Below are 20,257 nucleotides of genomic sequence, written 5' to 3' on the forward strand. Positions count from 1 at the left end.
CGTCGGCGACGACGGAACTTCTACAACCCGTAGAACAAGTTCTTCTACACATCGTAGAACAAATCCACACCAATTTCTACGCGGAGTAGAAATGTCTGCGCGGACGCTGTACTTTAGAGGCATCACGCTTGATCGCTCCCTGCGGGGAGCGGATCCGGGTTCGAGGCGGACCGGGATCGCGCAGAAATTGAAGGAAGAACATGGCAACGCTCGGAGACCTCGAACGCACGGTGATGGACCTGCTGTGGACAACGCCGGAAGCGATGACCGCGAACGAACTACGGGACGCCATCGCGGAGGCACCCTCGGGTGAGGTGGGACGCGAACTCGCCGTGACGACGGTGCTCACCGTCCTCTCACGCCTGGAGAAGAAGGGCCTGGTCGAGCGGGAGCGCGACAGCCGCCCCCACCGGTACAGGTCGGTGACGAGCCGCGAGGACCACACGGCCGAACTCATGCACGAGGTGCTCGTGACGGCGCCGGACCGTGAAGCCGTGCTCGCCAGGTTCATCGGCAGCGTCTCCGAGGCCGAGGCCGAGACCCTCCGCAAGCTGCTCGGCGGCAGCTGACCCGCCCGTGTTCTGGGCCTCGTACCTGCTCGCTGCTCTCGCGATCATCCTTGCGTGGCCCGCGCCCATCGCGTTGTCACGGGCCTCCTGGCCCGCACGCGCGCCCTTCACGGCCATGGTGCTCTGGCAGTCGATAGCACTCGCCGGTGGCCTGTCCATGATCGGGGCCATGCTCGTCTGGGGCCTCGAGCCGCTGGGTGACAACCTCGTGTCGGCGTCGGCCGGATTCTTCACCATCCTGCTCGACGACGAATCGGCGCAGACGCTCGGCGTGGTCCACGTCTTCGCCATCAGCGCGGCGACCCTCCTGTTCGCGCACCTCCTCTTCACCCTCGCGCTGACATTCATCCGGATCCGGCGACAGCGTCGGCGCCACCGCGACATGCTCACGCTACTCAGCTCACCCGCCGCCGACCAGCCCTCGACCCTCGTGATCAACCACCCCGCGCCCGTGGCCTACTGCCTGCCCGGCGGGGCCCGCTCCGTCACCGTCATGTCCGACGGCCTCATGGACCTCCTGTCGCGCGCCGAGCTCGACGCCGTCCTGACCCATGAGAACGCGCACCTGCACCAGCGCCATCACCTGCTGCTCTGGGCATTCGCCGCCTGGCGTTCCGCCCTGCCGTGGCTGCCGACATCGCAACTCGCGCAGCGGGCCGTCAGTGAACTGATCGAGATGCTGGCCGACGACGAGGCGCTCCGCCACGTGGACGAGCCCACGCTCGTCCGGGCGATCGCCATCGTCGGATCCGGCGCCCTGCCCTCGTCGCCGGACGCCCTCGACGATCCCCTCGCCGAAACGGGCCGGAGCGGTGGGGCGGTCCGAGCGGACGTGACCGGCGGTACCGCCGACGTGCAGTCGACGGCCCACCGGCTGCGCCGCCTGCTCACTCCCCTGCCGCCCCTCAGCCGGCTCCAGCAGGGGGCAGCGCTCTCCGCCGCCGGTCTGCTGCTGGTGGTCCCTCCGGCACTCCTGGTGGCACCCGAGCTGCTCGGCTGAACCCGACCTCCCGGAAGGATGGGCGCCGCCTCCTCCTCGCCACCGGTCGATCGTCGGTGGCTCGAGCGGCCGGAAGACCGGTGACTCCTCCTCTTCCGCCTGTTCCGGGCCGTTAGTAGACTTCGCGGCACGGGCCTCAGCAGGCTCGGAGGGAGCAGACCTGCGCTGGGCAGTGTCGCGGTTTGCAACCACTACCGCGCGCATGCGTCGGCGCCCTGGAAGTTGGAGCACTTCTAGAGATCGAGGCACGTCATGCGCAAGACATTCCTACTCGGCGCCGCAGCCTGCGCCCTGGCACTGACCGGTATGGGCTCGTCCCCGGCCTTCGGGGCGGGCCCTGTGGAAAGAGGCCCTGATAAGGACCGGGTCAACTATGAGAAGGGCACGGAGCACGCCAATTCCATCTGTGCGTTCTCGGGGCAGAACGACGACCCCGAGGAGGCCTATCCGTTCGGCGGCCGGGTGCAGTCCTACGGACAGCTGGTGAGGCTCGGGCTCAAGGGTGACTTCCCGAGCCCGGGTGAGGTGTGCAGCCTGCCCTACACCCCCGGGGCAGAGGCCCCCTGACGGACGGCCGGGCCGGCCCCGGTCTCGGGGCCGGCACCGGCACTGCACCAGGCGGCACATCCGGAGGAAGCACACCCCCGACGGTTCCGGGAGTTCCGTGCGGCTTCTCCCGGAGCCGGCGGCGCCGGTCAGGCGTCGATGCGGTCCCGATCGAGCGACGAAGCGCCCGCGACGATGAAGTCCTTGCGCGGTGCGACGTCGCTTCCCATGAGCAGGCCGAAGACACGCTCGGCCGACTCGGCCTCCTGGATGCGCACGCGGCGCAGGGTGCGGTGCCGCGGGTCCATGGTGGTCTCCGCGAGCTGGCCCGCGTCCATCTCCCCCAGGCCCTTGTAACGCTGGATGGGCGACTTGTACCGCTTGCCCTGCTTCTCCATGGCCGCCAGCAGCCGCGTCAGCTCCGCCTCCGAGTAGGTGTAGATCATCTCGTTGGCCTTCGACCCGCCGTTGATCACCTCGACACGGTGCAGCGGTGGGACGGCGGCGTAGACGCGGCCGGCCTCCACCAGCGGGCGCATGTACCGGAAGAACAGCGTCAGCAGCAGCGTCCGGATGTGGGCTCCGTCGACATCGGCGTCGGTCATCAGGATGATCTTGCCGTAGCGTCGGGCGTCCAGCTGGAAGCTCCGCCCCGAACCCGCCCCGATGACCTGGATGAGGGCGGCACACTCCGCGTTGGAGAGCATGTCCCCGACCGAGGCCTTCTGCACGTTGAGGATCTTGCCGCGGATGGGCAGGAGCGCCTGGTAGTCGGAGGACCGCGCCAGCTTGGCGGTCCCGAGGGCGCTGTCGCCCTCGACGATGAACAGTTCGGAGCGCTCCTGGTCGTCGATGCGGCAGTCGGCGAGCTTGACGGGCATGCTCGACGTCTCGAGGGCGTTCTTGCGCCGCTGGGTCTCCTTGTGGACCCGGGCCGAGATCCGCGACTTCATCTCGGCGACGACCTTCTCGAGCAGCAGCGCCGACTGCGCCTTGTCGTTGCGGGCGGAGGAGGACAGGCGTGCCTGCAGTTCCTTCTCCACCACCTTCGCGACGATGGCCTTGACGGCCGACGTCCCGAGGATCTCCTTGGTCTGCCCCTCGAACTGCGGCTCGGCGAGGCGCACCGTGAGGACGGCCGTCAGCCCGGCGAAGACGTCGTCCTTCTCGATCTTGTCGCTGCCCGCCTTCAGCTTGCGGGCGTTGGCCTCGATGACCTTCCGGAAGGTCTTCAGCAGCGCCTGCTCGAACCCGCTCTGGTGGGTGCCGCCCTTCGGCGTGGCGATGATGTTCACGTAGCTCCGGACCGTCGTCTCGTAGCCGATGCCCCAGCGCAGCGCGATGTCGACGTCGCAGTCGCGTTCCACCTCCGCCATCTGGCTGTGTCCGCGCTCGTCGAGGACCGGCACCGACTCCTTGAAGCGGCCGGACCCCTGGAAGCGCCACACATCGGTGACCGCGGTGTCGAGGGCGAGGAACTCGGCGTACTCGGAGATCCCGCCGTCGTGCTGGAAGATCTCCTCCACCGGACCGGACTCACCCGGCGTTCCGGGAAGCCTCCGTTCGTCGCGCAGCGTGATCCGGAGCCCCGGCACGAGGAAGGAGGTCTGCCGCGCGCGGGTCTGCAGTTCCTCGTAGGAGAACGTGGCATCGCGGGTGAAGATCTGCCGGTCGGCCCAGTAGCGGATGCGCGTGCCGGTTCGCCCGCGCTTGGCCGTGCCGACGACCTCGAGGCGCGAACCGTCGAGGAAGGGTTCGAAGGACGACTCCGGCGAGGGCGTCCGGCCGTCCCTGAAGACACCGGGCTCTCCGCGCCGGAAGGACATGGCGTACGTCTTGCTGCCGCGGTCGACGAACACGTCGAGACGGGAGGACAGCGCGTTGACGACGCTCGCTCCGACGCCGTGGAGGCCGCCCGACGCCGTGTAGGACCCGCCGCCGAACTTGCCGCCGGCGTGCAGCTTGGTGAAGACGACCTCGACGCCGGTGAGTCCGGTCTTCGGCTCGATGTCCACCGGGATGCCTCGGCCGTCGTCATGGATCTCGACGGATCCGTCCGCGTGCAGGATCACCGTGATGCTCTGGCCGTAGCCGGCCAGTGCCTCGTCCACCGAGTTGTCGATGATCTCCCACAGGCAGTGCATCAGGCCGCGGGAGTCCGTCGACCCGATGTACATGCCGGGACGCTTGCGCACCGCTTCGAGGCCCTCGAGGACCGAGAGGTGCCGGGCGGTGTAGTCCGAGGTGGGGGGTGTCACGGGGGAAGAGTCTCCTTGGCGGAACGGGCACGATCCAGGACAGGCGTCAGGAGGGTGAGGGGGAAGAGTAGGACCAGTTTATTACGTGCCGCCGACACGACGGGGAAGACGCGTCCCGAGGGCGTTCCCGGGCCTGCCGGACCCAACCCCTACCCCCTGGTACGCCCGGAGCGAAAGGAGGCCCAGCCTGCGAAGGGGCGGCGACGAATAGTGGTTATATGAGTACACGATCCACATGAGGAGGCTTTCATGACCACTGCAGTAGCAACTCGCGAACTCACTGCCCTGGACCGCTGCGACCGATGCGGCGCCCAGGCCTACGTGCGGGCCGTCCTTTCGTCCTCCGGTGGAGAGCTTCTGTTCTGCGGCCACCACGCGCGCGCCGTCGAAGCGAACCTGAAGCCGCTCACGTCCGAGTGGCAGGACGAGACGAAGCGGCTTCACGAGAAGCCGGCCGTCGTCGGCGACTGATCGTCGTCGGACGCCGCACCCCACGATCCGAGAACAAGCGCTCCGTGTACAGGCGCTGAAGCGTAAGGGCCCCTCCGCCAGGAGGGGCCCTTCCTGCGTCGTGGGGCGGGGACGGGATCGCAGTCCCCGCCCGGCACCGATGGTCCGCCCGGCGGTAGGGCTCTCCACCGGGCGGACGCGGACGGACGCGGGCGGACGCGGGCGGACGCTCACGGATGCGGCGGTACCGGAGCGGGTACGCGAAAGGGCCCCTCCCGGAGGAAGGGCCCTTTCGGAGGTCCTGTGATCAGTCGAGGTAGTCCCGCAGCACCTGCGACCGCGACGGGTGACGCAGCTTGGACATCGTCTTCGATTCGATCTGGCGGATGCGCTCACGCGTGACCCCGTAGACCTTGCCGATCTCGTCCAGCGTCTTCGGCTGGCCGTCGGTCAGCCCGAACCGCATGGCGACCACGCCCGCCTCCCGTTCGGAGAGGGTGTCGAGGACCGAGTGCAGCTGCTCCTGCAGGAGCGTGAAGCTCACGGCATCGGCGGGCACGACGGCCTCGGAGTCCTCGATCAGGTCACCGAACTCCGAATCGCCGTCCTCGCCCAGGGGCGTGTGGAGTGAGATGGGCTCGCGGCCGTACTTCTGCACCTCGACGACCTTCTCGGGGGTCATGTCGAGCTCGAGCGCCAGCTCCTCGGGAGTGGGTTCGCGGCCGAGGTCCTGCAGCATCTGGCGCTGCACGCGGGCCAGCTTGTTGATGACCTCCACCATGTGCACCGGGATGCGGATGGTCCTGGCCTGGTCGGCCATGGCACGGGTGATGGCCTGGCGGATCCACCAGGTGGCGTAGGTCGAGAACTTGAAGCCCTTGGTGTAGTCGAACTTCTCGACGGCGCGGATCAGGCCGAGGTTGCCTTCCTGGATGAGGTCGAGGAAGAGCATGCCGCGTCCGGTGTACCGCTTGGCCAGGGACACCACGAGGCGGAGGTTCGCCTCGAGCAGGTGGTTCTTCGCCCGCTTGCCGTCGTGGATGACGAACTCGAGTTCACGCTTGAGCTTCGGATCCATGTCCGGATCGGCGGCGATCTTCTCTTCGGCGAACAATCCGGCCTCGATGCGGAGGGCGAGATCGACCTCCTGCTCGGCGTTGAGCAGTGCGACCTTGCCGATCTGCTTCAGGTAGTCCTTGACGGGGTCGGCGGTCGCGCCGGCAGAGACGACCTGCTGGGCGGGGGCATCGTCGTCATCGGCGTCCGAGTAGACGAAGCCGGTGGTGGTGCCGACCTCGGCCGCCTCGGGCTTGAGGTCCTCCGGGTCCACCTCGACGGCGACGTCGACGGCGGGGTCCGCTCCGTCGAGCGTATCCACCGAACCCTGTGCATCCGAGGTCGAAGCCTTCGCGGCCGCAGCGGACGAAGCAGCTTTCGTGGCAGGCTTCTTGGCCGCTACCCGTCGCTTGGTAGTGGTGGTACCGGCGTCTGGCGACGCCGGTGCTGCTGTCTTCTTGACCGACACAGAGAACCTTTCGTACGGCGGTGTGTGGTGCCATCAGAGGGACAACACCACTATGACCCTGTCAAGTCCGCGCTGTTCACCAGAGGTGTCCGGCGGGGCGGGTCCCTAGGGAACGGCCCTGCCGCCCGCGCTATTCCCCGTGGGTCCGCCTTTCGGCGTGGATCCCGGGAAATGCTCGGTGACGTTCTGGTACGCGGACCCAACCGGGTCTCACTACCATTGTCTCACGATCGGCGTCCACGCCGGAAATCATCGGCCGGGCTGTTCAGCCGTCCCGGCGTGCTGCGGGACGGCTGTCGGATCCTTCCCCGCCGCACCTGCCGGCCAGGCCGTGGACCTGCTCCTGGCCCAGGCCGGCAGCCCCCCGCGCCGGAGGAGTTCGTGGAGCAGGCGGGCGAGCCGGTACCCCGGTACCGCCCGTTCCGCGGCGTCGAGGTAGACCGCCGCCCTGGATCCGCGTCCGCGGGCGTACTCGAACCAGGCCGACATGGTGAGACCGGCGGCCCTGGCCTCACCGTCCGATACCTCCGCCAGTCGTCCGAGGACGACCGTCATGCCGTCCACGCGGTCCCAAGCGATGGCGCCGGTGAACCTGCCGGCCAGCACGTCCGCGTAGACCGGACCCGCATCGCCGACGATCGGGCCTCCACCCGGTGGTGACGCCGCGGGCGCTCTCCCCGCCCGGCCGGTGCCGGTCCCCGGGTCCCGGCCGCGCTCCGTCGATGCCGGCAGGCGCAGGGCCGCGCGCAGTCCCGTTGCCTCCCGCACGTCCGGCAGCACCCGGTCTCCGCGGACCGCGCCATTGTCGGCGCGTGTCCCGGCGGGTCCGGAATCGTCGATGAGGCCGCATGCCGCGACCCCGGCCCGAGCCGTGCCCGACCCGACACAGGCACTCACCAGGAGGAAATCACGGACGGTCCGCGACTCGATACTCGCCAGGAGGAACGCCGCGACATCGGGCTCGGCGTCGACGACGAGTGCTTCCGGCCGCAGGAGGACCGCATCCCACACGTCCGATACCGCCTGGAACTGGGCCGGGGACGTCCAGCGACCGGCGCAGCCGGACGCGTAGCGTGCGCGGGCCTCCTCCACCACCCGGAGGCGGTGTACCGGCGAGGAGGTCCGTCGTGCCACGGACGGAGCGGCGCGGAGCACGGCGTCCGACGCCGAGGCATCGAACGCGCTTCCGCTGAAGATCAGCTCGGCGTTGAGCGGACTGAGGACCACGGCGTCGAGCGGTCGGCCGGGCCATGGGCAGCACTCGTCGTCGCTGCAGAAGTAGTCGCGCCAGGCAGAGGCCGAGACGAGCCAGCCCCCGTGGACCGGCAGTCCGGCGGCTTCCAGGACCGCTTCGACGACTCGGACCAGTCCGTGCCGGGGTGGGAGTGCCTGCCGTGGCCAGCCCTGCTTCGTGTAGACGACGAGGAGGGTGCCGTCGGCGTCGGCGTCCCCCCGCAGGAAGGACACCACCCCTTCGGCGAACGCGCGGGAGTCCCTGCCGTCGGGCGGCAGGTCCACCCGCAGGGTGGCGCCGAGCCTCCGGCCCTGCGTCGTGAGGACCACGAGGCTCTCGTCGGGCAGGAATCCGAGGGCGTGCGGGACGTAGGACAGGATGTCCGCCGGGGACGAGACGGCGATGGGAGGGGACGGTGGGATGCCCGGTGCCGGGCTCGCAGGGGATGACATGCCGCCAGCCTGCTATGCAGACAGGGCCCCCGCTCTGCCCGCCGACGTCATGTGGACAAGCCCGCCGCTTGGATGGTTCCCGATGCGACCTAGTCGCCGGAGGGCCTCCGGGCAGCCTTCTCGTTCCGGCGGCGGCGGCGCTCACGGGCCAGCGCATCGCGGATGGGCGGGACGACCACGCCCTGCTCCGCCATCCGCCGGCGCACCCTGCGCCGGGCGATGACGACCGCCACGACCCCCGCCGCCAGGAACACCAGCTGCACGGCCATGGCGAGGCGGAAGGACGCGAGGGCGTAGAGGTCACCCCGGGAGAAGCCGCTGCCGAGCAGGACGTCGAGGACGACACCGATGACGAACATCGACAGTAGGGACGCCATGAAGCCGCCGATGTTGACGATGCCCGTCGCGGTTCCCATGCGGGCCGCGGGGTTGAACGTACGGGCGAAGTCGAAGGCGATCATCGACCCCGGCCCGCCGACGGCCAGCGCGACGACCAGCAGCGTCAGCAGCGGCAGCGGAGCCGGTCCGGGGTAGAGCAGCACCGCCAGCCAGGCGGCGGCCATGAGGGCGGCGATCGCCAGCACCATGGTGGATCGCCGCAGGGGATGCCGACCCACGTACCTCCCGAGCAGTGGTCCGCAGGCGATCCCCACCGCGACGAACAGGGTCATCAGGGCGGAGGCGACACCCTCCCCCACCTTCTCCGCACGGACCAGATAGGGGTAGCCCCACATGAGGACGAAGACCGTGCCGGGGAACTGGATGGTGAAGTGCGACCACAGGCCGAGGCGCGTCCCCGGTTGTCTCCACGCCGCGGCGAGCGAGGTGCCGGTCTGCCGCAGCGTCTGCGGGGAGCGCTCGATCCCCGCCAGCGGCGAGTCGCGGATCACGGTGATCGAGAGGACGACGGCGAGCACCGAGAGGGCCGCGGCCGAGAGGAAGGCCGGCTGCCAGCCGAAGGTGGACAGCAGTGCCACGAACGGGATGACCGAGACCACCTGCCCGAGCTGGCCGATGATGCCCGTCCACTGCGTGAGGACCGGGATCCGCCGGGGCTCGAACCACGCGGGCAGCAGCCTCAGGACACTGATGAAGGTCGTCGCGTCGCCCGCCCCCACGAACAGCCGTCCGACAATTCCCGCACCGACCGAGTCCGCGAAGGCGAGCTGCGCCTGGCCGAGCGCCATGAGGACGCCTCCGGCGACGATGAGCGTCCTCGGCCCCCACCGGTCCACGAGGACACCGACCGGCACCTGGAGGCCTGCGTAGACGAGCAGCTGCACCACCGTGAACACGGACAGCTGCGAGGCGGAGGCGCTGAAGCGGTCCGTCGCCTCCAGCCCGGCGACACCGAAGGTGGTGCGCTGCGTCACTGCAACGAGGTAGGCGGTGACACCGGCCGCCCAGACAAGAAGTGCCCTCGAGGATCTCACAGCCCCATTATCGCGTGGCGGGTGACCCATCCACTCCCGCGTTACGGCTCGTGGCCGGCAGCGCGCCCGCGGGCGGACGGCCTGCCGTCCGGATCGCGACCCATTCGGCGACGGGGCTACGCCGCGGAGCGCGACTCCGGACCGGCCGGTCCTTCGTCGTCGCGTCCCGCGGCGTCCCCTGGTCCCGGCTCCCGGTCACGACTTTCGCCGCTCTCGTGGCTGCTGTCGTGGCTGCCGTAGTCGATGGGGCTCGCGCCCAGGAACTCCGTGTCCCAGAGCAGCGTGGACTCCTCCTCCGCCTGCGGGCTCGCGAGGTACGCCTCGACGGCCGCACCGAGCTCCTCGGCGCTGGCCAGCTCGCTGTTCTCCTTGACCAGCAGCGACCTGCGCGCGGCTCCGTCCGCGTACTCGTCGTAGCGCTTCTCGAGCGACGCGACCACCGACTGCACCTCGGCCGAGTTGCCGACCTGCCGGGCGATCTGGCGCTCGACGTCGCGCCCCGTCTCGCGGAGCCGGTCCGTCGGCAGCACGAGCCGCGCCGTGGCGCCCAGGTACTCGAGTCCGGCGACGGCTGCCGGCGGATACTCGGCCTCGGAGAGGTAGTGGGGCACGTGGATGACGTGACCCACGACGTCGTTCCCCGCCTCGACGAGGCGCAGCTCGAGCACGTGACCGATGGACGCCTGCAACTCCGCGGTCGGGCGCCAGGCGTTCATGCCGTCGATCAGGTCGGATCGGTTGCCGTGCAGGGTCACCCCGATGGGTCGCGTGTGCGGGACCGGCATCGGGATGGCATGGATCCAGGAGACGAGCGGCACCTCGAGGTCCTCCACCAGGCCGACGACGGCGCTCGCGAAGCGCTCCCACTGCAGATCGGGTTCGACGCCGGTCAGGAGCAGGAACGGCTCCCCCAGTCCGTCGAACAGCCGGTGCAGCTCGAGCCGGTGCGGCTGGTAATCGGTCAGGTGGTCCTCGGCGAACGTGATCTTCGGGCGACGGCCGCGGTAGTCCATGAGCTGGTCGGCGTCGAACTCGGCCACCAGCTCGTGCTCGAGGACTTCGAGCAGCTCCTCGCTGACCTGCGAGACGACGTGCCCGGCATCCAGGAAGCCGGTGAGGCTCACGAGCAGGGGGAGCCCCTTGATCCGCGGGTCGCCGAAGACGTCGGCGTCGGTGTTGTACAGGGTTCGTGGATCCAGCATGGCTCTCTCCTCCGGTTGGGTCCTGCTCCTGTCAACGCCGTCCGCGCCCGCTTCATTCCGTACCACGCGATGCGTCCCGGGAGGAGGATCCACCCCCACCGACCGCCCCGCCCTCGGCGACGCCGCACCTCGCGGGGCAGCGACTACGATCGTCAGGACGGTTCCCGGACCACCAGATGCCGGAGCCGCGCAGAACCTGGACAACCCATCCGGACACGAGGAGACATATTCCGTGATCAAGACGACCGAACTACACCTGACGGCTTCCGCGAAGGACCTCAAGAAGATCCCGAGTGACGCGCTCGTGATCGCGGTCGCCAAGGGGACGGACGGGCCGGTCCTCCTCGACAGCCCGCTGCCCCCGAAGGCGGCGCGCGCCCTCGGGGACTCGCTCCAGGTGCTCGGCATCACCGGTGCCGCCGACGAGGTGCGCCGCCTTCCCGGGCTGCCCGACACCGGAGCCGACTCCCTCGTCCTCTCCGGCGTGGGCAGCGTGGCCGACGGCGAGGCACTGTCCCCGGAGACCCTGCGCCGTGCCGCCGGTGCCGCCGTCCGCCAGCTCACCGGCCTGGAGATCGTCGTGCTCGCGCTCCCGGCCGGCACCGTCGCCGCCGCCGCCGCCGTCGCCGAGGGTGCCGCGTTCGGCGCCTACAGCTACGAGGGCCACAAGTCGGGGATCAGGGCCGACGGGACCGTGGCCCCGTCGAAGGACCAGGCCGCCGTCCGCACCGTCGTCGTCCACACGTCCGCGGCCGACGACGTGAACCTCGCGCCTGCCTTCAGGCGCGCCACCATCCTGGGCAAGAACGTCAACGCGACGCGCTCCCTCGTGAACCAGCCGCCGAGCCACCTCTACCCCGAGACGTTCGCCCAGGCCGCGAAGGACCTCTCGCGGGGGCTCCCCGTCAAGGTCACGGTAATGGACGAGAAGCGCCTGGAGCGCGACGGCTACGGCGGGATCCTCGGCGTCGGCAAGGGCTCCACGCGGCCTCCCCGCATGGTGAAGGTGGAGTACTCCCCCGCGAACTCGGCCGTGCACCTCGCCCTCGTGGGCAAGGGCATCACGTTCGACTCCGGCGGACTCTCCCTCAAGCCCGCCGCAGGGATGCAGACCATGAAGCTGGACATGGCCGGCGCCGCTGTCGTCCTCACCACGCTCCTCGCCGTCGCGGAACTCGGCCTCCCTGCCAAGGTCACGGCGTGGCTCTGCCTCGCCGAGAACATGCCCTCGGGCTCCGCGCAGCGCCCCGAGGACGTGCTGTCCATCTACGGGGGCCGCACCGTCGAGGTCCTGAACACCGACGCCGAGGGCCGCCTCGTGATGGCCGACGGGCTTGCCGCCGCGAGCGAGGAGTCCCCCGACGCCATCATCGACATCGCCACCCTCACCGGCGCCCAGATGATCGCCCTCGGCACCCGCGTCTCCGGCGTCATGGGCGACGACGGGGTCCGCGACGCCGTCAAGGCCGCCGCGGACCGCGCGGGCGAGCAGTTCTGGCCCATGCCCCTGCCCGAGGAACTGCGTCCGAGCCTCGAGTCGCAGGTCGCCGACATCGCCAACATCGGTGAACGGCACGGCGGCATGATGACCGCCGCCGTGTTCCTGCGCGAGTTCGTCGGCCAGGTCGACGGCGAGAAGATCCCGTGGGCGCACCTCGACATCGCCGGACCGGCCTTCAACGAGGGGTCCCCCTACGGCTACACCCCGAAGGCCGGAACCGGCGTCGGCGTCCGCACCCTGCTGGCCTACGTCGAGGACGTGCTCGCCCGCACCGCCTGACGGAACGGGTGCCGCGGCGGACTACCGCCGCGGCACCCACCCAGCCTGCCCGACCTGCCCGACCTGTTCGCGTGACGCTGGGCACATCCGGGCGCGGACGGCACGTCCTCGGCACACTTCAAGTGGATGCGGGCTTGTTCTGGGGATAGGGTGAAAAACGAGAGCACACCAAGCACCCGCCGTGTGCCCCGCGACCGCATCAGCAATCGATTTATCAACCGACGCGTCCTGCGCGTCAACAGACCACGCGAGGGAGCGTTCAAGTGGCCGGATCGGCAACTGCGCAAGAATTCGACATCCTGGTACTCGGTGGAGGAAGCGGCGGCTACGCTGCCGCACTCCGTGCGGTGCAGCTGGGCTTCACCGTGGGACTCATCGAGAAGGGCAAGCTGGGCGGCACCTGCCTCCACAACGGCTGCATCCCGACCAAGGCACTCCTGCACTCGGCCGAGATCGCCGACGGCGCCCGCGACTCCGAGAAGTACGGCGTGAAGGCGACCTTCGAGTCCATCGACATGAACGCCGTGAACGCGTACAAGGACGGCATCATCGCCGGCAAGTACCGCGGACTCCAGGGCCTCATCAAGTCCAAGGGCATCACGGTGATCGAGGGCTCGGGCAAGCTCGCGTCGCAGAACACCATCGACGTCGACGGCACCGTCTACACCGGCAAGCACATCATCCTCGCCACCGGTTCCTTCTCGCGCAGCCTCCCCGGCCTCGAGATCGGCGGCAAGGTCATCACCTCCGACCAGGCCCTCACGATGGACTTCGTCCCCAAGACCGTGGTCATCCTCGGCGGCGGCGTCATCGGCTGCGAGTTCGCGTCCGTCTGGAAGTCCTTCGGCGTGGACGTCACCATCATCGAGGCGCTCCCCTCCCTCGTCCCGAACGAGGACGCGTCGATCGTCAAGAACTTCGAGCGGGCGTTCAAGAAGCGCGGCATCAAGTTCAACACCGGCACCCGGTTCAAGTCGGTCCAGCAGAACGACGACGGCGTCGTCGTCACCCTCGAGGACGGCAAGACGTTCGAGGCCGATCTCATGCTCGTCGCCGTCGGCCGCGGCCCCGTCACGCAGAACCTCGGCTACGAGGAAGCGGGCCTCACGATGGACCGCGGGTTCGTCATCACCAACGAGCGCCTCCACACCGGCGTCGGCAACATCTACGCGATCGGCGACATCGTCCCCGGACTGCAGCTGGCCCACCGCGGCTTCCAGCAGGGCATCTTCGTCGCCGAGGAGATCGGCGGCCTCAAGCCCGTCGTCGTGGCCGACCTCAACATCCCCAAGGTCACCTACAGCGATCCCGAGATCGCATCGGTCGGCTACACCGAGAAGGCCGCACGCGAGAAGTTCGGCGACGACCGCGTCGAGACGCACGAATACAACCTCGCCGGCAACGGCAAGAGCTCGATCATCGGCACCGGCGGCATCGTCAAGCTCGTCCGCGAGAAGGACGGCCCGATCGTCGGCGTGCACATGCTCGGCACGCGCATGGGCGAGCAGATCGGTGAGGCCCAGCTGATCGTCAACTGGGAGGCGTACCCCGAGGACGTCGCCCCGCTGATCCACGCCCACCCCACGCAGAACGAGGCGCTCGGCGAGGCGCACCTCGCCCTCGCCGGCAAGCCGCTGCACGGCTGAGCCGGGCACCCGCACCACCCCGAGCCTGGTCCACGCCCCGAGGGCGTGGACTAAGCTCGGAACCAGGAATTGCAAGCACGTCCAGCTGAGCGGGCCCCGGTCGTCGACCAGCTGCCAAGGAACGATCTATGAAGGAGAAACGGGCGCATTATGTCTGAATCCGTGAACTTGCCCGCTCTCGGTGAAAGCGTCACCGAAGGCACCGTCACCCGCTGGCTCAAGCAGGTCGGTGACCGCGTCGAGGTCGACGAGCCCCTCCTCGAGGTCTCCACCGACAAGGTCGACACCGAGATCCCCTCGCCCATCGCCGGAGTCATCGAGGAGATCCTGGTCGCGGAGGACGAGACCGCGGAGGTCGGCGCACCGCTGGTACGCATCGGGGACGGTTCGGGTAGCGGTTCCTCCGACGCCGGCAGCGCCGCTCCCGCCGCCGAGGAGGCCCCGGCCGAGCCCGAGCAGCCCGCCGCCGAGGAAGCCCCCCAGGCGGATGCCGCACCCGCAGCGAGTGAGACCTCCGACGATTCCGATTCCGGCGAAGGCACCGAGGTCACCCTCCCCGCCCTCGGCGAGAGCGTCACCGAGGGTACCGTGACGCGCTGGCTCAAGGCCGTCGGCGACGACGTCGAGGTCGACGAGCCCCTGCTCGAGGTCTCCACCGACAAGGTCGACACCGAGATCCCCTCGCCCGTGGCCGGCAAGCTGCAGGAGATCCGCGTCAACGAGGACGAGACCGCCGAGGTCGGCGCCGTTCTCGCGGTCATCGGATCGGGCGCGTCCGCGCCGAAGAAGGTCGAGGCCGCGTCGGGTGAGCCGCTCGTGGCCGCACCGGCCGAGGAGCGCAACGACGCCCCCACCGAGAAGCAGGGCGCAGGCCAGGAGGCACAGCGCGCATCGACGACCTCCGAGCCCGACGACGACGCCAGCGGCGCGCCCGAGCCCGCCGCCGCCGAGGAGAAGCCGGCCGCAGCGCAGGAGCCGGCGCCGTCGGAGGACTCCGGGAACCAGGACGCCACCGCCTACGTGACTCCCCTGGTCCGCCGCCTCGCGAACCAGAACAAGGTCGACCTGTCCACCGTCAAGGGGACCGGCGTCGGTGGACGCATCCGCAAGCAGGACGTCCTCGAGGCAGCGGAGGCGCAGAAGGCCCAGCAGCCGGCTCCCGCCGCACCGTCGGCGCCCGCGGCACCGGCTCCGGCCGCGCCGTCGAAGCCTGCCGCTCCCGCCGTCGAGCCGTCCAAGCTCCGCGGCACCGTCGAGAAGGCGCCGCGGATCCGGCAGACCATCGCGAAGCGCATGCGCGAGTCGCTCGAGGTCTCCGCCCAGCTCACCCAGGTGATCGAGGTCGACATGACGCGCATCGCGAAGCTGCGTGCGTCCTCCAAGGACACCTTCCAGGCACAGAACGGCGCGAAGCTCACTTTCCTCCCCTTCATCTCGAAGGCGGTCACCGAGGCGCTCAAGCAGCACCCGAAGCTGAACGCATCCTTCGACGAGGAGAAGAAGGAGGTCACGTACCACGACGCCGAGCACCTCGCGATCGCCGTGGACACCGAGAAGGGCCTGCTCGTTCCCGTCATCAAGGACGCCGGCAACCTCAACCTCGGCGGACTCGCCAAGAAGATCGCCGACGTCGGAGCCCGCACCCGCAACGGCCAGATCGGTCCCGACGAACTCTCGGGCGGCACCTTCACGATCACGAACATCGGGTCGGCCGGAGCGCTCTTCGACACCCCGATCATCAACCAGCCGCAGGTGGGCATCCTCGGCACGGGCATCATCGTCAAGCGCCCCGTGGTCATCACGGGCGTCGACGGCGACGACACCATCGCCATCCGGTCGATGATGTACCTGAGCCTGACCTACGACCACCGACTGGTCGACGGCGCGGATGCGGGTCGTTTCCTGCAGACGCTGAAGGCCCGCCTCGAGGGCGGCGCGTTCGAGGCCGATCTCGGCCTGTAGTCCATCCCCGGCTCCGGCCGGCCGCACAGGAGCCGCTTCCCACCAGGGAGGCGGCTCCTGTGCGTCCGACGCCCTGCGGAGGACCGCTCGAGGCCCGGCGGAGGCCGCCTCCCGTGATGGAACTCCGCCCCGGGGCTCCCTAGGATGGGTATGAAGAACCCCGGCGTGACATCCGCGCCGGTCCGACCGCAAGGAGAACCATGGCTACCGTACGCACAGCCCACACCGTCTGGAGTGGCGACCTCCCCTCCGGCTCAGGCCAGGTAACGCTGGATTCGTCCGGTATCGGGACCTACGACGTCACCTGGAAGGCGCGTGCCGAGCAGTCCGAGGGCAAGACGAGCCCCGAGGAACTCATCGCCGCCGCGCACTCCGCCTGCTTCTCGATGGCCTTCAGCCACGCCCTCGGCGAAGAGGGGAAGACACCCGAGCGCGTCGAGACGAAGGCGGAGGTCGACTTCCAGCCAGGAACGGGCATCACGGCCATCCGACTGACTCTCGACGCCACCGTGCCGGGCCTGTCCGAGGAGGACTTCCAGCGCCTGGCGCAGGCCGCCAAGGAGGGCTGCCCCGTGTCGCAGGCCCTCGCCGCCGTCAAGGACATCTCGCTCACCGCGACGCTCCAGGGCTGAGCTCCGCACGCGAACGAGAAGGGACCCCGGACATCGTCCGGGGTCCCTTCTCGTTCTCGCCCGCAGCCGTGGGACTACTGGCCGAGGAGGTCCTGCGGACGCGGCGGCAGCGGACCGGGCCGCAGCGCGGGGTAGCCCTCCCTGGCCGGCGGCACGGCGGCGGGATCCTCGGCGAGCAGGTCCCGCAGGATCCCGACGCCCCGCTCGAGCTGGGGGTCCTCGCCCGCCGCGTGGGCGTGCGGCGGGAAGGGCACCTCGACGTCCGGATCCACGCCATGGTTCTCGATGAACCAGCCGATCCCATCCGTCACGTGGAAGCCGTAGCGCGGCTGGTTCACGCCCGTCCCGTCCGCGAGCTTGAAGCGCCCGTCGATACCGACGACGCCGCCCCACGTCCGCGTGCCGACCACGGGCCCGATCCCGCGCAGCTTGGCGACCTGCGTGATGATGTCGCCGTCGGACCCCGCGAACTCGTCGGTCAGGACGACCACGGGCCCGCGTGGTGCGTGGGCCGGGTACGTGCCCGGCGCTTCTCCACGAGGCATCGACCAGGCCGTGACGCGGCGCCCGATCAGCTCCGCGACGAGCTGCGAGGTGTGCCCGCCCCGGTTGCGGCGCACGTCCACCACGAGCGCGTCGCGTGCCGTCTCCCGGTCGAGGTCGCGGTGCAGCTGGCCCCAGCCGTGCGCCACCATGTCGGGGATGTGCAGATAGCCGAAGCGCCCGCCGGACGCCTCCTGCACCGCCGCCCGATTGGCCGCGACCCACGTCTGGTAGCGCAGGCGCTCCTCGCTGCGGAGGGGCACGACGGCGACGCGGCGCCGCTCCACGGCGTCTCCCCCCGAACCTCCGCCGGCACCCGACCTCACCGTCAGCTCGACGGTGACCCCGGCTGCTCCGGCCAGGAGGACCCCCGGCCCGAAGGCGGCCGGCACCGGTACGCCATCGATCGCCTCGATCACGTCGCCGGCCTGGACGGCGGCCCCCGGTGCACTGAGGGGCGAGACGGCCTTCGGGTCCGAGGACTCCGTCGCGAAGACCTTCGTGACGGCCCAGCCACCGTCGGCCGGCGCGAACTCCCCGCCGAGGAACCCCTGGTGGCCCCCGGGCTCGGTGACCAGGACCGGAGCGACGTAGGCGTGGGAGGTCCCGAGTTCACCGTGCAGCTCCCACAGCAGATCCGCGAGGTCGTCGTGGCTCCCCAGCCGGGCGACGAGCGGCAGGTACCGCTCCCGGACCCCCGCCCAGTCGATACCCGCCATGTCCTCCGTCCAGTAGAAATCACGCTGCAGGCGCCATGCCTCCTCGAACGCCTGGGTCCAGACGCTGACCGGATCGAGCATCACGCGGATGCGGTCCAGGGTGACATCGACGTACCTCGGGGAATCGGCGTCGACCTTGCCATCGGTGGGGATCGCCGTGACCTTGCCGCCCGAGGTGTGCACCGCCGTCGAGCCGTCGGCGCTGACCTCGTACGCGTCGACGTCCCGCGCGAGGACCTCGACGGTCCTCCGGGCGAGATCGAAGCGCTCGAGCCGCCGCGGCGGCTCCTCCTCCGAGGAGGATGCACGGCCGTCCCCAGTGACGCCCCCGATGTCGCCGGCGGTCCACAGCAGCCCGCCCTCGACCGCCCGGAGGACGTCGTAGGTCCCCTGCCCGACGGGCAGCGCGATGGTCCGCGCCATCAGGAGCTCGGCATCGACGACGACGCGCGGGGCCTCCCCGGCCGCGTCGGGGGCTGTGCCGTTCTTCCCGGCGTCCTTCCCGGCGTCCTTCCCGGCGTCCTTCCCGGCGTCCTTCCCGGCGTCCTTCCCGGCGTCCTTCCCGGCGGAGGCAGCGGTGGGTCCGAAGGGGGACGGCGTGCCGGCCGCGAGCGCCACGAGGTACGGTTTCGTCGAGGCCGGGAAGCTGAGGTCGAACCGGTGGGTGTCGTAGACGGGGTCGAAGCTCCTGTCCGAGAGGAACGCCAGGTACTTCCCGTCCCGGGTGAACGTGGGCGACCAGTCACGGAACCGACCGTCGGTGACATCGATGACCTCCTCGGGCGCCGCCACGGCGGCGAGGCGCACGCGGTTGCGCGTCCCCTCCTGCGCCATGGGTTCCGCCCAGGCCAGCCACGCCGAGTCCTGTGAGAACGTCACGGCCTCGATGGGCCCCTGGTCGGTCGCGACGATCCGCCGGCGCTCCCCCGACGCGAGCGTGACGACGTCCAGCGCCCCCGTCTCGGACGCGACGGCGATGCGCGTACCGTCCGGGCTGACGGCGAGCGCCGAGGCCCGGAAACGCCCGTCGAAGGCTACGCGCTGCAGGACGTCGTCGGCGGCGACGGCCTGGGCGCCGACCCGGGCTGCTTCACCGTCCCCGGCGGACACATCGGACGCCGCGATCCTCCCAGGAGGTGCGAACACCTCCCGGATGTAGAGGGCCTCCTCGCCCTCCGTGTCCGCGACATACGCGACCCGCGAGGAGCCGACGGGACGGCCGAGGCGCGCCCGGACACCCGCCGCGGCTTCGACGACGCGTGAGGGACCGTCCCGGTGGGTGAGCCAGTGCAGGGTGCCGTGCGCCTCGATGATCGATGCCCTCCCGTCGGCCGTGGGGAAGGCGCAGGCCAGGTGGCGATCGACCTTGAGCGGCTGGGGGCGGCGTGCGGTCGACGCCGACCCGAGTGCGATGGACAGCCGGACGGCCTCCCCGCCGAGCGAGGGCAGGTGCCACAGGGTCCCCGCCGATTCGAAGACGACGCCGGTGCCGTCCGTGCTCGCATGCCGCACGTAGTACTCGTCGTGGTCGGTGTGGCGGCGCAGGTCGCCACCCTGCGGGTCCACGGAGTACAGGTTGCCGTGACCCTCGTGGTCGGACAGGAAGGCGAGGCGGCCGGCCACCCACATGGGGTCCGCGAGGTTGCCGTCCACCTCGGGCAGCAGGCGCCGGAAATCACCGCTGCCGTCGGCGTCGATCCAGAACTTGCCGGCCGTGCCGCCCCGGTAGCGCTTCCACCAGGCCGGTTCGCGGGTGAGGACGCTGCCGATGACCACGGGCTCCCCGTCGCCTGACAGGGGATCCCCGGCGATCGTGTCCACGGGACCGAGGGGGATGACGGTCTGCTCCGACCCGTCGACCGGCACGCGGTAGGCCCAGCTGAGGCGCGAGTCCTCGTGGCGGAACGCACTCGTGGCAAGGACGTCACCGGACGCGGTGAATCCCTTGACACGCGTACTCTGGTGGCCCCAGTAGGTGAGTCTGCGGAAATTCCCGCCCTCCACGTCAGCGGCGACGACCTCCGGCGCTCCACCCTGCACGACCGTCCAGGCGATGGTCGTGCCGTCCGGCGAGAAACAGGGGTTCCTCGCAGCCAGCTGCATGGCCGAGATCCGCCACGCGCGGCCCCCCTCGAGTGGCGCGACCCACACGTCGTTCTCGGCGACGAACGTGACGCGGTTGCCGTGGATATGCGGATAGCGCAGGTAATCGGAGTCCATCGGTCGATCTTAGCCACGGGACCGCTGGCACCGGGATGACCGCCGCGCGCTGCAGGGCCGGGGCCCGAGGACGCCGCCCGCGACGA

Annotated in this window: 13 protein-coding genes and 1 pseudogene; 8 read left to right on the plus strand and 6 right to left on the minus strand. The window is 70.1% G+C overall.

Annotated features, from left to right (window positions below; translation table 11 throughout):
- Positions 1 to 200 precede the first annotated feature (200 nt).
- From ACX80L_RS11510 to ACX80L_RS11520, 3 genes are all read left to right on the plus strand, one after another.
- Entirely contained in the window at positions 201 to 569 is a 369-nt protein-coding gene (locus ACX80L_RS11510) for a BlaI/MecI/CopY family transcriptional regulator (protein WP_133081698.1), read from the plus strand.
- 7 nt (positions 570 to 576) lie between these two features.
- A complete protein-coding gene (locus ACX80L_RS11515) occupies positions 577 to 1,569 on the plus strand; it encodes a M48 family metalloprotease (protein WP_133081697.1) in 993 nt (330 codons plus the stop codon).
- 252 nt (positions 1,570 to 1,821) lie between these two features.
- Positions 1,822 to 2,136 (plus strand): hypothetical protein, encoded by a 315-nt coding sequence (locus ACX80L_RS11520; RefSeq protein WP_459289787.1) that lies wholly within the window; start codon positions 1,822 to 1,824, stop codon positions 2,134 to 2,136.
- 128 nt (positions 2,137 to 2,264) lie between these two features.
- Here ACX80L_RS11520 and ACX80L_RS11525 read toward each other — a convergent pair whose 3' ends face one another.
- Entirely contained in the window at positions 2,265 to 4,373 is a 2,109-nt protein-coding gene (locus tag ACX80L_RS11525) for a DNA gyrase/topoisomerase IV subunit B (RefSeq protein ID WP_459289789.1), read from the minus strand.
- Positions 4,374 to 4,622: 249 nt separating this feature from the next.
- Here ACX80L_RS11525 and ACX80L_RS11530 point away from each other — a divergent pair, with 249 nt between their 5' ends.
- The gene (locus ACX80L_RS11530) at positions 4,623 to 4,844 is read left to right on the plus strand and encodes a DUF7455 domain-containing protein (protein ID WP_133081694.1); all 222 of its coding nucleotides are present in this window, start codon (positions 4,623 to 4,625) and stop codon (positions 4,842 to 4,844) included.
- A gap of 286 nt (positions 4,845 to 5,130) precedes the next feature.
- On the opposite strand, the gene ACX80L_RS11535 is transcribed toward ACX80L_RS11530, so the two are convergent.
- The 4 genes and pseudogenes from ACX80L_RS11535 to ACX80L_RS11550 all read right to left on the minus strand — a co-directional run.
- Positions 5,131 to 6,348 (minus strand): RNA polymerase sigma factor, encoded by a 1,218-nt coding sequence (locus ACX80L_RS11535; protein WP_208740947.1) that lies wholly within the window; start codon positions 6,346 to 6,348, stop codon positions 5,131 to 5,133.
- A 249-nt stretch (positions 6,349 to 6,597) separates the two neighbouring features.
- Positions 6,598 to 8,034: a DUF4192 family protein gene (locus ACX80L_RS11540; protein WP_459289794.1), complete on the minus strand. Its 1,437-nt coding sequence runs from the start codon at positions 8,032 to 8,034 to the stop codon at positions 6,598 to 6,600.
- A gap of 89 nt (positions 8,035 to 8,123) precedes the next feature.
- Complete coding sequence (locus ACX80L_RS11545; RefSeq protein WP_459289796.1) at positions 8,124 to 9,467, minus strand: MFS transporter; 1,344 nt, start codon at positions 9,465 to 9,467, stop codon at positions 8,124 to 8,126.
- Positions 9,468 to 9,775: 308 nt separating this feature from the next.
- Positions 9,776 to 10,669, minus strand: a pseudogene (locus ACX80L_RS11550) (proteasome assembly chaperone family protein); the annotation flags it as partial.
- A 232-nt stretch (positions 10,670 to 10,901) separates the two neighbouring features.
- On the opposite strand from ACX80L_RS11550, the gene ACX80L_RS11555 reads away from it, so the two are divergent.
- The 4 genes from ACX80L_RS11555 to ACX80L_RS11570 all read left to right on the plus strand — a co-directional run bounded on the left by ACX80L_RS11555 (position 10,902) and on the right by ACX80L_RS11570 (position 16,689).
- A complete protein-coding gene (locus tag ACX80L_RS11555; RefSeq protein WP_459289798.1) occupies positions 10,902 to 12,449 on the plus strand; it encodes a leucyl aminopeptidase in 1,548 nt (515 codons plus the stop codon).
- A gap of 263 nt (positions 12,450 to 12,712) precedes the next feature.
- Positions 12,713 to 14,095 (plus strand): dihydrolipoyl dehydrogenase, encoded by a 1,383-nt coding sequence (lpdA, locus tag ACX80L_RS11560; protein ID WP_459289800.1) that lies wholly within the window; start codon positions 12,713 to 12,715, stop codon positions 14,093 to 14,095.
- 150 nt (positions 14,096 to 14,245) lie between these two features.
- Positions 14,246 to 16,057, plus strand: a complete 1,812-nt coding sequence (gene sucB, locus ACX80L_RS11565) for a 2-oxoglutarate dehydrogenase, E2 component, dihydrolipoamide succinyltransferase (RefSeq protein ID WP_459289802.1) — start codon at positions 14,246 to 14,248, stop codon at positions 16,055 to 16,057.
- A 200-nt stretch (positions 16,058 to 16,257) separates the two neighbouring features.
- The gene (locus tag ACX80L_RS11570; protein ID WP_133081686.1) at positions 16,258 to 16,689 is read left to right on the plus strand and encodes an OsmC family protein; all 432 of its coding nucleotides are present in this window, start codon (positions 16,258 to 16,260) and stop codon (positions 16,687 to 16,689) included.
- Positions 16,690 to 16,763: 74 nt separating this feature from the next.
- Here ACX80L_RS11570 and ACX80L_RS11575 read toward each other — a convergent pair whose 3' ends face one another.
- Positions 16,764 to 20,171, minus strand: coding sequence for a S41 family peptidase (locus ACX80L_RS11575; RefSeq protein ID WP_459289804.1), 3,408 nt, complete (start codon positions 20,169 to 20,171; stop codon positions 16,764 to 16,766).
- Positions 20,172 to 20,257 lie beyond the last annotated feature (86 nt).

Source organism: Arthrobacter sp. MDT1-48-3 (assembly GCF_054511015.1).

What these genes read in the sequence shown, in the direction of transcription:
- ACX80L_RS11510 (WP_133081698.1), top strand. Translation starts at nt 201, where the DNA reads ATGGCAACGCTCGGAGACCTCGAACGCACGGTGATGGACCTGCTGTGG.
- ACX80L_RS11520 (WP_459289787.1), top strand. Translation starts at nt 1,822, where the DNA reads ATGCGCAAGACATTCCTACTCGGCGCCGCAGCCTGCGCCCTGGCACTG.
- ACX80L_RS11530 (WP_133081694.1), top strand. Translation starts at nt 4,623, where the DNA reads ATGACCACTGCAGTAGCAACTCGCGAACTCACTGCCCTGGACCGCTGC.
- ACX80L_RS11540 (WP_459289794.1), bottom strand. Translation starts at nt 8,034, where the DNA reads ATGTCATCCCCTGCGAGCCCGGCACCGGGCATCCCACCGTCCCCTCCC.
- sucB (WP_459289802.1), top strand. Translation starts at nt 14,246, where the DNA reads ATGTCTGAATCCGTGAACTTGCCCGCTCTCGGTGAAAGCGTCACCGAA.
- ACX80L_RS11570 (WP_133081686.1), top strand. Translation starts at nt 16,258, where the DNA reads ATGGCTACCGTACGCACAGCCCACACCGTCTGGAGTGGCGACCTCCCC.
- ACX80L_RS11575 (WP_459289804.1), bottom strand. Translation starts at nt 20,171, where the DNA reads ATGGACTCCGATTACCTGCGCTATCCGCATATCCACGGCAACCGCGTC.